12 protein-coding genes are annotated in these 12727 nt (G+C 65.7%); 9 read left to right on the top strand and 3 right to left on the bottom strand.

The genetic code is table 11. From position 1 onward, the window contains the following. Positions 1–128: 128 nt before the first annotated feature. The 8 genes from ACIPHN_RS10850 (at position 129) to ACIPHN_RS10815 (ending at position 8788) form a co-directional block, all read left to right on the top strand. Positions 129–830: an SDR family oxidoreductase gene (locus ACIPHN_RS10850; RefSeq protein WP_400435995.1), complete on the top strand. Its 702-nt coding sequence runs from the start codon at positions 129–131 to the stop codon at positions 828–830. A gap of 226 nt (positions 831–1056) precedes the next feature. Then, positions 1057–1941 carry a helix-turn-helix domain-containing protein gene (locus tag ACIPHN_RS10845; RefSeq protein WP_400435994.1) on the top strand — a complete coding sequence of 295 codons (885 nt, stop codon included), beginning with the start codon at positions 1057–1059 and terminating at the stop codon, positions 1939–1941. A gap of 142 nt (positions 1942–2083) precedes the next feature. Continuing rightward, complete coding sequence (locus tag ACIPHN_RS10840) at positions 2084–2998, top strand: ABC transporter substrate-binding protein (RefSeq protein ID WP_400435992.1); 915 nt, start codon at positions 2084–2086, stop codon at positions 2996–2998. Positions 2999–3069: 71 nt separating this feature from the next. Next, complete coding sequence (locus ACIPHN_RS10835; RefSeq protein ID WP_400435990.1) at positions 3070–4572, top strand: sugar ABC transporter ATP-binding protein; 1503 nt, start codon at positions 3070–3072, stop codon at positions 4570–4572. Continuing rightward, positions 4562–5548 carry an ABC transporter permease gene (locus ACIPHN_RS10830; RefSeq protein WP_400435988.1) on the top strand — a complete coding sequence of 329 codons (987 nt, stop codon included), beginning with the start codon at positions 4562–4564 and terminating at the stop codon, positions 5546–5548. The genes ACIPHN_RS10835 and ACIPHN_RS10830 overlap by 11 nt, the downstream gene beginning before the upstream one ends. A 46-nt stretch (positions 5549–5594) precedes the next feature. Continuing rightward, positions 5595–6326 (top strand): SDR family oxidoreductase, encoded by a 732-nt coding sequence (locus ACIPHN_RS10825; protein ID WP_400435986.1) that lies wholly within the window; start codon positions 5595–5597, stop codon positions 6324–6326. A gap of 64 nt (positions 6327–6390) precedes the next feature. Continuing rightward, positions 6391–8049 carry an FGGY-family carbohydrate kinase gene (locus ACIPHN_RS10820; RefSeq protein WP_400435984.1) on the top strand — a complete coding sequence of 553 codons (1659 nt, stop codon included), beginning with the start codon at positions 6391–6393 and terminating at the stop codon, positions 8047–8049. Positions 8050–8062: 13 nt separating this feature from the next. Next, positions 8063–8788: an SDR family oxidoreductase gene (locus ACIPHN_RS10815; RefSeq protein WP_400435983.1), complete on the top strand. Its 726-nt coding sequence runs from the start codon at positions 8063–8065 to the stop codon at positions 8786–8788. Between the two features lie 82 nt (positions 8789–8870). On the opposite strand, the gene ACIPHN_RS10810 is transcribed toward ACIPHN_RS10815, so the two are convergent. After that, positions 8871–9086, bottom strand: coding sequence for a glycine zipper 2TM domain-containing protein (locus ACIPHN_RS10810; protein ID WP_198983269.1), 216 nt, complete (start codon positions 9084–9086; stop codon positions 8871–8873). Between the two features lie 209 nt (positions 9087–9295). Between ACIPHN_RS10810 and ACIPHN_RS10805 the strand changes: the two genes are divergently transcribed. Continuing rightward, positions 9296–10378, top strand: coding sequence for an alpha/beta fold hydrolase (locus ACIPHN_RS10805; RefSeq protein ID WP_400435981.1), 1083 nt, complete (start codon positions 9296–9298; stop codon positions 10376–10378). Between the two features lie 69 nt (positions 10379–10447). On the opposite strand, the gene ACIPHN_RS10800 is transcribed toward ACIPHN_RS10805, so the two are convergent. Both ACIPHN_RS10800 and ACIPHN_RS10795 read right to left on the bottom strand, forming a co-directional pair. Further along, on the bottom strand, positions 10448–11605 hold the full coding sequence (locus ACIPHN_RS10800; RefSeq protein ID WP_400435979.1) for a diguanylate cyclase domain-containing protein: 1158 nt from the start codon (positions 11603–11605) through the stop codon (positions 10448–10450). Between the two features lie 163 nt (positions 11606–11768). Continuing rightward, positions 11769–12719, bottom strand: a complete 951-nt coding sequence (locus tag ACIPHN_RS10795) for an AraC family transcriptional regulator (RefSeq protein WP_400435977.1) — start codon at positions 12717–12719, stop codon at positions 11769–11771. Positions 12720–12727: the final 8 nt, after the last annotated feature.

The following is a 12727-nucleotide window of genomic DNA, read 5'->3' as shown; positions in this document are numbered from 1 at the left end:
AATGCGTGTTGATGCGGGATTTGTCAAATGCCACTTTCCACAGGCTTCTGCGTGAGTGGGCCACAGGCCCTACAATCGACGCTTTGCGCCTTCTGGCGCGTCCGATGACTTATCCACAAGGAGTTTGCATGAGCAGCAAAGTAGCCCTGATCACCGCCGCCGGCAGCGGCATGGGTGCCGCCGCGGCGCGCCGCCTGGCGGCCGATGGCTTCAAGGTCGGCATCCTGTCCTCTTCCGGCAAAGGCGAAGCGCTGGCTGCCGAGCTGGGCGGGGTCGGCGTGACCGGTTCCAACCAGTCGGTGGAGGACCTGCAGAAGCTGGTCGACCTGGCCGTGGCCCAATGGGGCCGCGTCGATGTGCTGGTCAACAGCGCCGGCCACGGTCCGCGTGCGCCCATCCTGGAGATCAGCGACGAGGACTGGCATCGCGGCATGGATACCTACCTGCTCAACGTGATTCGCCCCACACGCCTGGTCACGCCGCTGATGCAGCAGGCCGGTGGCGGCACCATCATCAACATTTCCTCGGCCTGGGCCTTCGAACCGTCCGACATGTTCCCGACCTCGGCGGTGTTCCGCGCCGGCCTGGCGGCCTTCACCAAGCTGTATGCCGACAAGTACGCGGCCGACAACATCCGCATCAACAACGTGCTGCCCGGCTGGATCGACAGCCTGCCGCAGCGCGAGGAACGCCGCGCCGGCGTGCCCATGCAGCGCTACGGCACCAGCGCCGAAGTGGCCGCCACCGTGGCCTTCCTGGCCTCGGAAGGGGCCGGCTACATCACCGGCCAGAACATCAAGGTCGATGGCGGCCTGATGCGCTCGGTCTGATCTTCCTGTTGTACTACGCTGCCCGGCGCAACGGCTCTTGGGTTGGTTGCGCGGCAGCGTGCTTCATTTCTTTCTCGCTGTACCTGCAAAAAAGTATCAGTCCGCATCGACTGGTGATGTAGAAAGCCCGGCCCGTCGGGCACTAAGATGCTGCCAATGACAGAAACTGCAAAAAGCGGATCCGCAGTTTCCACGAAAAAAATGCTCTCGATCGAGAGGAGACACGATGCAGCCCGACCTGGAACTGGTCCATATCCGCAAGGGCGAATCCTTTGCGGCATGGATGCACGGCTACCCCTTCCGTACCGTGCGCTGGCACTACCATCCTGAATACGAGATCCACCTGGTGGTGGCGACTTCGGGCCGTTTCTACATTGGCGACCATATCGGCGACTTCGCGCCGGGCCAGCTGGTAATGACCGGTCCCAACCTGCCGCAGAACTGGATTTCCGATATCGGCGAGGATGAAGTGGTACCGGTGCGCTCGCTGGTGATCCAGTTTCCCGAGAAGCTGGTGCAGGATTGCGCGGCCAGCATCCCCGAGATGGAAGCCATCGCCCCGCTGATCGAGCGCAGCCACCGTGGCCTGCTGTTCGACCAGGCCACCAGCGATACCGTGCGTCCGCTGATGCAGCGCCTGATCGACCAGCGCGGCCTGAAGCGCCTGGCGCTGTTCTGGGAAATCCTCGACGTGCTGGCCAACTCGCCTGACCCCGAGGTGCTGGCCAGCCTGTCCTACAAGCTGGACCTGTCGGGCGTGAACGGCAGTGGCCTCAACCGCGCCATCGCCTACCTGCGCGAACACCTCACCGACGACATCGGCGAGCAGGACCTGGCCGACATGGTGGGCCAGAACCTGAGCAGCTTCTCGCGTGCCTTCAAGCGCCATACCGGGACCACCCTGGTGCGCTACAAGAACCAGCTGCGCGTGGACCTGGCCTGCCTGGCCTTGCTCACCCGCCCGGAAGCCCGCATCACCGATATCTGCTACGAGACCGGGTTTTCCAACCTGTCCAATTTCAACCGTCACTTCCAGAGGATCAAGGGCATGTCGCCCTCGGTGTTCCGCACGACCTTCGCCACCAATGGCGTCTTTGCCGGTGCCGGCTAAGCCAGGCACGCGTTAGACCACAACCCAGATTGTCCCGCCCGCGGGAACCAGGATTCAGGAAAGCCCCGTGCTCTCCCGAACAGGACAGGTGTTGCCTGTCGCCCCCCAAATGACACACGTCAAACAAGAAATGGAGACTGAGATGAAGAAAGCACTGCTCGCGCTGGCCCTGTCCACCGTATCCCTGGCCGCCGCTCCGGCGATGGCCCAGGAGCTGTCCAAGCTCAAGATCGGCATGAGCTTCCAGGAGATGAACAATCCCTATTTCGTCTCGATGAAGAAGGCCCTGGATGACGCCGCCAAGTCCTTCGGCGCCAAGGTCATCGTCACCGATGCCGCCCACAACGTGGCCAAGCAGATCGCCGACATCGAGGACATGCTGCAACAGAACATCGACATCCTGCTGATCAACCCGACCGACTCGGCCGGCGTGGAAGCGGCCGTGAAGGCGGCCAAGGCGCGCAACGTGATCGTGGTGGCGGTCGATGCCAACGCGTCCGGCCCGGTGGACATGTTCGTCGGCTCCAAGAACAAGGATGCCGGTTACCAGTCCTGCCGCGCACTGGCGGACGCGCTGGGGGGCAAGGGTGAGGTCGCCATCCTGGATGGCATCCCGGTGGTGCCCATCCTGCAGCGCGTGGAAGGCTGCAAGCAGGCCCTGGCCGAGTACAAGGACATCAAGCTGGTGGCTACCCAGAACGGTCGCCAGGACCGTTCGGTGGCGCTGGGCGTGGTGGAGAACATGATCCAGTCGCGCCCCAACCTGAAGGGCATCTTCTCCGTCAATGACGGTGGTGCCATGGGCGCGCTGGCGGCCATCCAGGGCAGCGGCAAGGACATCAAGCTGACCTCGGTGGATGGCGCGCCCGAGGCCATCAAGGCCATCGCCGATGGCGGACCCTTCATCGAGACCACTGCTCAGTTCCCGCGTGACCAGGTGCGCGTGGGCCTGGCCATGGCGCTGGCCAAGAAGTGGGGCGCACGCGTGGTGCCCAAGGAAGTGCCCATCGACGTCATGCCGGTGACCAAGAAGAACGCCGCCGGCTTCAGCTGGTAAGCGCCTGGCATGGCGGTGCTGCGGTGCCGCCATGCCGCCATGTTTTCTTTTTTTCCTTGATGGAGGCAGCCATGCTCCAACTGACTGGTATCAAGAAGAACTTCGGCCCGGTGACCGTGCTGCGCGGTGTCGACCTGCAGGTAAGCGCCGGCGAGGTGCATGCGCTGCTGGGCGAGAACGGCGCCGGCAAGTCCACGCTGATGAAGATCCTGTGCGGCATCGTCACGCCAGACGCCGGCGAGATCCGCATCGGCGGTGAGGACCGCCGCTTCGCCAGCTACAACGAGGCCATCGCCGCCGGTGTGGGCGTGGTGTTCCAGGAGTTCTCGCTGATCCCTTACCTGGACGCGGTGGACAACATGTTCCTGGCGCGCGAGCTGCGCAATCCCCTGGGTCTGCTCAAGCGCGCCGCGATGCGGCGCCGGGCGGCGCAGATCATCGCCCGGCTGGGCGTGGAGATCCCGCTCGATGTGCCGGTCTGCAAGCTCTCGGTGGCGCAGCAGCAGTTCGTCGAGATCGCCAAGGCGCTGGCGCTGGAGGCCCGCCTGCTGGTGCTGGATGAACCCACGGCCACACTCACGCCGGCCGAGGTGGAACACCTGTTTGCTGTCATGCGGGGCCTGCGGGCGCAGGGCGTGGCGATCATCTTCATCTCGCACCACCTGGAAGAAATCTTCGAGATCTGCGACCGCATCACGGTGCTGCGCGATGGCGCCTATGTCGCCACCTGCGCGGTCAGCGAGGTGGACCAGGCGCGACTGGTGGAGATGATGGTGGGGCGGCGTATCGAGAACTGCTTCCCGCCCAAGCCGGTGATCGCCGCCGATGCCGAGGTCTTGCTCGACGTGCAGGCCCTCCAGCTGAACCGCAACGCGCCGGTGTCGCGCTTCCAGTTGCGGCGCGGCGAGATCCTGGGCTTTGCCGGACTGGTCGGTTCGGGCCGGACCGAGACGGTGCTGGCCATGCTGGGGGCGCATGCCTCGGTACGTTGCGAGCTGAGCATGCAGGGCGTGCCGCTGCGCTTTGCCGATCCGGCCCAGGCGCTGCAGGCCGGCATCGGCCTGCTGCCCGAGAGCCGCAAGGAGCAGGGCCTGATCACCAGCTTCCCCATCCTGCACAACATCTCGCTGAACAACTACGGCAAGTACCGCCGGGGCGGCCTGTTCCTCGACCGTCGCGCGGAGGCCGAGGCCACCCGCGCCGCCATGCAGCGCGTGCGGGTGAAGGCGCCGCATGCCCAGGCCCGGGTCGATACGCTCTCCGGCGGCAACCAGCAGAAGGTGGTGATCGCCCGCTGGATCAACCACACCATGAAGGTCCTGGTCTTCGACGAGCCCACGCGCGGCATCGACGTCGGCGCCAAGGCCGAGATCTACCAGCTCATGCGCGAGTTCACCGCGCAGGGCTATTGCATCCTGATGATTTCGTCGGAACTGCCGGAGGTGGTCGGCATGGCCGACCGGGTCTGCGTCTTCAAGGGCGGGGGCATCGTGGCCACCGTCGACGGCGCCGCCCTGAATGCCGAAGAGATCATGACCCACGCCACCACCGGGAGAACCCGCCATGCAGCATGACGCCAACGCAATGACCGCAGCCCCGCTGCCATCTTCTTCCAGCGCCCGCTGGCGCAGCCTCATCCATTCGCCCCTGGCCTTGCCGCTGGCCGGGCTGGTGGTGGTGTCGCTGTTGATGGGACTGGCGTCCGACAATTTCTTTACCGTCTCCAACCTCCTCAACGTGCTGCGCCAGGTGTCCATCGTCGGTATTCTCGCCGTGGGCATGACCTTCGTCATCCTCACCGGCGGCATCGACCTGTCGGTGGGGGCGGCCATGGCGCTGGCCGGCACCATGTCGGCCGGGCTGATCGTCAACAGCGGCTTGCCGGCGCCGATTGCGCTCTTGGCCGGCATCGCGCTGGCGGTGGTGATCGGCCTGCTCAATGGCGCGCTGGTGGCCTGGGGCCGCATGCCCGCCATCATCGTCACACTGGCCACCATGGGCGTGGCGCGCGGGGTGGGGCTGATCTATTCGGGCGGTTATCCCATCTCGGGTTTGCCGGCCTGGATTGCCTGGTTCGGGGTGGGCCGCATCGGCATCATCCCGGCGCCGGTGATCCTGATGCTGGTGGTCTATGCACTGGCCTGGGTGCTGCTGCAGAGGACGCCCTTCGGCCGCCACGTCTACGCCATCGGCGGCAACGAGATGGCCGCCCGCCTGTCGGGTGTGAAGACGACGCGCATCAAGCTGGCGGTCTATGCCATCTCCGGCCTGACCTCGGGGCTGGCGGCGATCATCCTGACGGGCCGCCTGATGTCGGGCCAGCCCAATGCCGGCGTGGGCTTCGAACTCGATGCCATCGCCGCCGTAGTGCTGGGCGGCACCGCCATCGCCGGGGGGCGCGGCTTGGTCATCGGCACGCTGATCGGTGCGGTGCTGCTGGGCATCCTCAACAACGGCCTGAACCTGATGGGCATCAATCCCTACCTGCAGGACATCATTCGCGGTTTCATCATCCTGCTGGCCATCTATATCGCACGGGAATGGCGCTGAGTCTTTTCGGCCTCTTCCACTTTTCTTATCCACAAGGAGATACAGCATGACGCAATCCCTGGACGGCAAGATCGCCGTCATCACCGGCGCCGCCTCCGGCATCGGCCTGGCCACGACCGAAAAACTGTTGTCCCTGGGCGCCACCGTGGTCATGGTGGACTGGAACGCCAGCGCCCTCGACACCCTGGTGGCGCGCCTCGGTTCCCGTGCCATCGCGCAGGTGACCAACCTGCTCGACGCCGACAGCTGCGCGGCCATGGTGCCGGAGATCCTGGCCCGGGTCGATCACATCGACATCCTCTACTGCAATGCCGGTACCTACATCGGTGGTGACCTGGTCGATACCAGCGCCGAGGCCATCGACAAGATGCTGAACCTCAACGTCAATGCGGTCATGAAGAACGTGCACGCGGTCGCGCCCCACATGATCGCGCGCAAGACCGGCGACATCGTCGTCACCTGCTCCGTGGCGGGGCACTTCCCGACCTACTGGGAGCCGGTCTATGCCGGTTCCAAGTGGGCCATCACCTGCTTCGTGCAGACCATGCGGCGCCAGATGATCCCGCATGGCATCCGTGTGGCGCAGGTCTCGCCGGGGCCGGTGATCTCGGCCCTGCTGGCCGACTGGCCGGAGGAGAACCTGCGCATTGCCAAGGAGTCCGGCAGCCTCATCGAACCTGGCGAGGTGGCCGACGCGGTCGAGTACATCCTGACCCGTAACCGCAACGTCACCATCCGCGATATGCTGGTGCTGCCTACCAACTTCGACCGCGTGTAAGCAAGCGGAAGCAGGAACGAAAGCAGAAACGGCAGGCGCAGACCAACACATCCAGCGAGGAAAGATGGAGACCTATCTGATCGGCATCGATGTCGGCACCGGCTCGGCCCGGGCTGGCGTATTTGACGGCAGCGGCCAGTTGCTGGCCAGCGCGAAACATGAGATCGAGGTGTACCGCGACGAGCGGCGTGCCCGCGTGGAGCAATCCAGTGCCCAGATCTGGGACGCGGTCTGCCATGCCGTGCGCGCCGCGGTGCGGGCCGCCGACATCGATCCGGCCAGGGTGGTGGGGCTGGGCGTGGATGCCACCTGTTCGCTGGTGGTGCAGGGTGCGCAGGGTGGCGTGGGCGACCCGGCCCATCCGGAACGCGATGTCATGGTCTGGATGGATCACCGGGCGCTGGAGCAGGCGCAGCGCATCAATGCCGGAGGTCACGCGGTGCTGTCCTATGTGGGCGGCGTGATCTCGCCGGAGATGGAAACGCCCAAGCTGCTCTGGCTGAAGGAAAACCTGCCGGCAGTCTACGCCAGCGCCGCGCACTTTTTCGACCTCACCGATTTCCTGACCTGGAAGGCGACCGGCTCGTTGCAGCGTTCGTCCTGCACCGTGACCTGCAAGTGGACCTACCTGGCCCATGAAGGCCGCTGGGATGCCGACTACTTCCATCGTATCGGTCTGGGCGACCTGGCCGAGCAGGGGTTTGCGCGCATCGGCCAGGAGGTGGTCTGGCCGGGCACGCCGCTGGCCGGTGGCCTCTGTGCAGAAGCGGCGCAGGCATTGCAACTGCGCCCCGGCATCGCGGTGGCGGCCGGTCTCATCGATGCCCATGCCGGCGGCGTGGGGACGGTGGCGGCCCGTGGTGGCGCCGAGGATGCGGCAGCCTGCATGGCCTACGTGTTCGGTACCTCCTCCTGCACCATGACCAGCAATGCCGAGGCGGTGCTGGTGCCGGGCGTCTGGGGGCCGTACTACAACGCCATGGCGCCGGGCATGTGGTTGAACGAAGGCGGGCAGTCGGCGGCGGGGGCGGCCATCGACCATCTGCTGACGCTGCATCCGGCCGCACCGCAGGTGCGCGCCATGGCGGCGGCCGAGCAGATGGAATTGCCGCAATGGCTGGCACGCCAGGCACTGGCGCAGGCCGCTGATCCTTCTGATGCCGTGTGGCTGGCTGGCCAGCTCAACGTGGTGCCGGAGTTCCTCGGCAACCGCTCGCCGCTGGCCGATCCGCAAGCGCGTGCCGTACTGCTGGGACTGGGCATGGAGCACGATACCGACAGCCTGGTGGCGCTCTATGTGGCCGGCCTGTGCAGCCTGGGCTACGGCCTGCGCCAGATCATCGAGGCCCAGGCCGCCTGCGGCGTGCACATCGCCAGCATCTCGGTCTCGGGCGGCGCCGGCACCCATGCGCTGACGCGCCAGTTGCTGGCCGATGCCACCGGCGTGCCGGTGGAAGTCACCGCCTGTCCGGAACCGGTGCTGCTGGGTTCGGCCATGCTGGCGGCGGTCGCCGCCGGCGTGCATGCCGATCTCGGCAGCGCCATGCCGGCCATGTCCCGCGTGGCCGGACGCAACGAGCCGGCCAGCGGTCACATCCGTGCCTTGCACGAGGCCCGCTACCAGGCCTTCATCAAGAGCCAGCAACTGGCGCGCGAGCTGCGCGAGAGCCTGGCGCCGCTACTGAAACAAGCACCGGACGCGCACCGCGCCGGCCAGCACTGAACAGGGAGTCAGCATGGATTTCGCAGGACAATCGGTCATCATCACCGGCGCCGGCAAGGGCATAGGCCGCGCCTGCGCCCACCTGATGGCGCAACGCGGCGCCAAGGTGATCGCGCTCTCGCGCACCGCCAGCGACCTGGCGCGCCTGCGCGAGGAGATCGGCGCACGCACCATCGAGGTCGACCTGATCGACCCGGCCGCCACTCGCGCCGCCATGGCCGAGGCCGGCACGGCGGACTTCCTGATCAACAGCGCCGGCATCAATGTCCTGCAATCGACCCAGGCAATGAGCGACGCCGGCTATGAGGCGGTGATGGGCGTGAACCTGCGCGCCGCCCTGATCACCTGCCAGCAATTTGCGCTGGCCCGCATTGCCGCCGGCGGTGGCGGGGCCATCGTCAACATCACCTCCATTGCCGGCCATCGCGGCTTTGCCGAGCACCTGTGCTATGCCGCCTCCAAGGCCGGACTGGAAGGCGCCACGCGGGTGATGGCCAGGGAGCTGGGACCGCATGGCATCCGCGTCAATGCGGTCGCGCCCACCATCACCCTGACCGAGCTGGCCGAGGCCGCCTGGAGCGATCCCGCCAAGGCCGCGCCGATGATGGTGCGCCACCCCGGCGGACGCTTCGCCTCGGCCGAGGACGTGGCGCGCAGCATCGCCATGTTGCTCTCGCCCGATGCCGCCATGCTCAATGGCGCGGTGGTGCCGGTGGATGGGGGATTCCTGGCCGTATAGCGCAGGCCGGATACAAGAAGGGTAGATACAAGAAGGGCGGCCCCTTGGGACCGCCCCTTGCCGGACGATGGCTGCGCTGGTCTTAGCGGCCGATCTGGTGACCGATCACGCCACCCACGGCGGCGCCACCGGCGGTGCCGATGCCGCTGCCACCGGTGAGGATGGCGCCGCCGACGGCACCGATGGTGGCGCCGATGGCAGTGTTCTTGTCACGCTGATTCATGGTGCTGCAACCGCTCATGGCAGTCAGTGCGAGGGCGGTTGCGGAAATGGCGGCGATCTTGTGCAGAGTTTTCATGATTGTTGTCCTGATCGTATGGGTTGTTCCTGGGAGTGAGAGGCCGGCCCCGCGATCTTCGCTGTCAACACCGATGATCCGGGGCTGGTAAGGGCATAGACCGGTAGAATCTCAAAAAAATTCGAGATGTAACACGCTTAACAAGATCTCTTACACTTGTTACATACTCGGCCCCCTGCCATCACCCATGAAGACCCACCGGAGACGCCATGCCCCTGACCTCCCGCCTGCGCCGTGCAGCCCGCCTGTTGCTTGCCTGTGGCGCCTTGCTGGCGCTGCCGGCCGCGCCCATTGTCCAGGCCGCCGACCTGCCCCAGCCGGTGGCAGGCGAGTGGGTTGCCCCGCGCTTCCAGTTCCATGACGGCCAGGTGCTGGAGAACCTGCGCCTGCACTACCTCACCCTGGGCGAGCGCAGCCATCCTGCGGTACTGGTATTGCACGGCACCTACCAGACGGCCGCGGCGATGTTGTCCAGGGACTTCGCCGGCCAGTTGTTCGGCCCCGGCCAGCCGCTCGATGCCAGCAAGTACTTCATCATCATTCCCGACGGCATCGGCGTGGGCAAGTCCAGCAAGCCCTCGGACGGCCTGCGCGCGGCCTTCCCGCAATACAACTATGCCGACATGGTGCTGGCGCAATACCGCATGCTCACCGAAGGCCTGGGCGTGCAGCACCTGCGCCTGATCATCGGCAATTCCATGGGCGGCATGCAGACCTGGCTGTGGGGTGGCAGCTATCCCGGCTTTGCCGACGGCCTGGTGCCGATGGCTTCGCAACCGACCGAAATGGCCAGCCGCAACTGGATGATGCGGCGCATGCTGGTGGAGTCGATCCGCCAGGATCCGGCCTGGAACAACGGCAACTACACCGTGCAGCCGCCCTCGCTGCGCCTGGCCAACAACATGTTCGTCTTCGCCACCAATGGCGGCACGTTGGCCTACCAGGCCATCGCCGGCACCCATGCCCAGGCCGACAAGCTGGTCGATGAACGCCTGGCCGCGCCGGTGACGGCCGATGCCAACGACTTCATCTATCAATGGGGTTCCTCGGCCGACTACGATGCCGCGCCGGGACTGTCGAAGATCCGGGTGCCGGTGCTGGCCATCAATTCCGCCGACGACGAGCGCAATCCACCCGAGACCGGCATCATGCAGGCCGCGTTGCAGCAGGTGCCGGGGGCGCAATTGCTGCTCATCCCCGCCAGTGCCGAGACGCGCGGCCACGGCACCACCGGCATGGCCCGCTTCTACGCGCGCGAGCTGGCGCGCTTCATGGGCACATTGCCGCAGTGAGGGCGAGGGGGGATTCCCGCAGGGGATCCGCCATTTTTCTGCGGCTGATCCGCATGCGCTCAGGGCGTCTCAGGTGTTGTCATTGACATAGAGCTCGTAACCGCTCTTGCCGCTGCTCTTGACGTGGTACATGGCCATGTCCGCCTGCTGCAGCAACATCGACAGGTCACTGCTGTGCAGGGGATACAGGCTGATGCCGATGCTGGCCCCGAGCTGGAACTGCTTGCCGGCCACGGCAATCGGTGCGGCCAGGCGGGCCAGCAGTTTCTTGGCGATTTCCGGCGCCTGATCCTTGTGTTCCAGCTGGGTGGCGATCACGGTGAATTCATCGCCCCCCAGGCGTGCGCAGATATCGGTGCTGCGCACACCTTCCTTGAGGCGCTGGGCCACGCACTTGAGCACTTCGTCGCCGACCGCGTGACCGGCCTGGTCATTGACCGGCTTGAAGTTGTCCAGGTCGATGTAGTACACCGCCACCAGGTGGTGCGGCCGGGTCGCCAGCAGCAGCGCCTGGTCGAAGAGATTGTTCATGAAGTGCTTGTTGTAGAGCCCGGTCAGCGGATCCTTGAAGGCCATCTTCAGGGCCTTGGTCTCGGCATTGATGAGGCGCTTCTGGAACCCCGACAGGATCGCCGTGAGCATGGCCATGTACTGCAGCATCACCAGGGCCGTGCCCAGCACGAAGCCATTCTGCAGCCAGTCCGGATAGAAGCGGGAGACCATCGTCGCGGTGGCCCAGTGCAGTGCCAGCGCGGCGCAGGCCGCGCTCATGACCCTGCGGATGAGGGGCGAGCAATCGATGTCTTCCCGGGCGACCAGCCACGCGAGGTAGCCCAGGATGAAAACATTGGCGCCGGCATACAGCGTGCTCCTGACCACCGGAAACGGTACCGACTTCTCCACGACCAGCAGCCACAGCTCGGTCGCCGCCGCAGCCAGGTAGACCACGAGGACGCTGCGCCGCACTTCGAAGAAACGCACGAAGCCGGTGATCAGGAAGGTCTTCTCCAGGATATTGAAGCTGCCGTAGACGGCATTGGCCAGCGTGTGGTCGGCGCCGGCGCCCAGCGAGACCAGGCTCACCCGCGCAACGAGCGCGCAGCACATGGCCAGCGCCCACCAGCCTGCCCCTGGATTGGTGCGCGGAATTCTGGTGGCGAGCAGGAAAAGTACGATGAAAACGCAATAAACGCCTGCCCCGAAGGCATGCACGATATCGAATTGCATTGTTCCCCCTCGTTACGCCGCAGATGGCATGTAGAACAAGGTTTCATCCCCTTTTCCATGATAGCGAAGGGGAATTTGGGCGTATAGCGATTTATATTATGCCAACTGTATCGTATTAATTCGACAACATTGATGCCCAGCAAGAGCGGGTGCGATGAGGGCCTCAGCCCAGTCTTGCCTCGCTGGGGGGATGGCCGATGATGCGCTTGAAGGCGCGGCTGAAGGAAGCTTCCGAGTCATAGCCGAGGCGGTTGGCCACCACCGCCACGCGCAAGCCCTCGCGGGCGATCCAGTGGCGCGCCTGGAACATCTTCACGCGGGCCACGTACTTGGCCGGGGTCTCCCCCACGGTGCTGGAAAACTTCTCGATGAAGCTGGAGCGCGAGGCCCCCATCACGGCGGCCAGTTCGGCCACCGACCATTCGCGTTCCGGCTGCTGGTGCACTGCCGCCAGCACGCGACCCACCTGGGGGCAGCGCACGGCGGCGATCCAGCCGCTGGCATCGGTGCAGGCGCATTCCACCCAGCCGCGGATGATGCTGGCCGAGAGCACATCGGCCAGGCGTGCCAGGATGCCGCAGGCGCCGATGCGGTTGAGCGCCACTTCACGCTCCATGGCGTCCAGCAGGGGCAGCACGGCCGGATCGCGTTGCGCCAGATCGCAGGCACGCATGGCCTCGGGCATCATCATCAGCAGCGGATGCAGCGGGTCCAGGTTGAAGCGCATGGTGCCCGAGAACAGCACATGCGAGGGCGGCGCCACGCCGATGGCTCCGCTGGGGGCACTGTCATCGACCAGGTAGAGGTTCTCGGCCACGGCCTTGCGCGCCAGGCGGCTGATTTCCATGGCCGGCAGTTCCGGGGCGCTGGCCAGCACGTGGCGCGATCCGCGCGGCAACAGCAGGGCGTCGCCGGTATTGAGCTGCATCCATTCATCCCGCCCGACCTGCATCCAGCAACTGCCCTGGGCGACGAAATGAAAGCTCGCCTCGCGCCGCGCCGGGAAGGCCACCGCCCAGGGTTCATGCAGCACGTAGCGGGCATATTCCACGCCATCCAGGCGCAGGCCCAGCAGGATCTCGGTCAACGGGTCGATGCCGTCGGGTTTGCGCATGGCAGCCT

Origin of the sequence: Herbaspirillum sp. NPDC087042, assembly GCF_044745245.1 — a bacterium.
GTDB lineage: Bacteria > Pseudomonadota > Gammaproteobacteria > Burkholderiales > Burkholderiaceae_D > Herbaspirillum.
The sequence above is the reverse complement of the archived record's forward strand: the minus strand, read 5'-3'. Positions and strand labels throughout refer to the sequence as shown.

What these genes read in the sequence shown, in the direction of transcription:
- ACIPHN_RS10845 (WP_400435994.1), top strand. Translation starts at nt 1,057, where the DNA reads ATGCAGCCCGACCTGGAACTGGTCCATATCCGCAAGGGCGAATCCTTT.
- ACIPHN_RS10850 (WP_400435995.1), top strand. Translation starts at nt 129, where the DNA reads ATGAGCAGCAAAGTAGCCCTGATCACCGCCGCCGGCAGCGGCATGGGT.
- ACIPHN_RS10815 (WP_400435983.1), top strand. Translation starts at nt 8,063, where the DNA reads ATGGATTTCGCAGGACAATCGGTCATCATCACCGGCGCCGGCAAGGGC.
- ACIPHN_RS10805 (WP_400435981.1), top strand. Translation starts at nt 9,296, where the DNA reads ATGCCCCTGACCTCCCGCCTGCGCCGTGCAGCCCGCCTGTTGCTTGCC.
- ACIPHN_RS10795 (WP_400435977.1), bottom strand. Translation starts at nt 12,719, where the DNA reads ATGCGCAAACCCGACGGCATCGACCCGTTGACCGAGATCCTGCTGGGC.
- ACIPHN_RS10800 (WP_400435979.1), bottom strand. Translation starts at nt 11,605, where the DNA reads ATGCAATTCGATATCGTGCATGCCTTCGGGGCAGGCGTTTATTGCGTT.
- ACIPHN_RS10830 (WP_400435988.1), top strand. Translation starts at nt 4,562, where the DNA reads ATGCAGCATGACGCCAACGCAATGACCGCAGCCCCGCTGCCATCTTCT.
- ACIPHN_RS10835 (WP_400435990.1), top strand. Translation starts at nt 3,070, where the DNA reads ATGCTCCAACTGACTGGTATCAAGAAGAACTTCGGCCCGGTGACCGTG.
- ACIPHN_RS10820 (WP_400435984.1), top strand. Translation starts at nt 6,391, where the DNA reads ATGGAGACCTATCTGATCGGCATCGATGTCGGCACCGGCTCGGCCCGG.
- ACIPHN_RS10810 (WP_198983269.1), bottom strand. Translation starts at nt 9,086, where the DNA reads ATGAAAACTCTGCACAAGATCGCCGCCATTTCCGCAACCGCCCTCGCA.
- ACIPHN_RS10825 (WP_400435986.1), top strand. Translation starts at nt 5,595, where the DNA reads ATGACGCAATCCCTGGACGGCAAGATCGCCGTCATCACCGGCGCCGCC.
- ACIPHN_RS10840 (WP_400435992.1), top strand. Translation starts at nt 2,084, where the DNA reads ATGAAGAAAGCACTGCTCGCGCTGGCCCTGTCCACCGTATCCCTGGCC.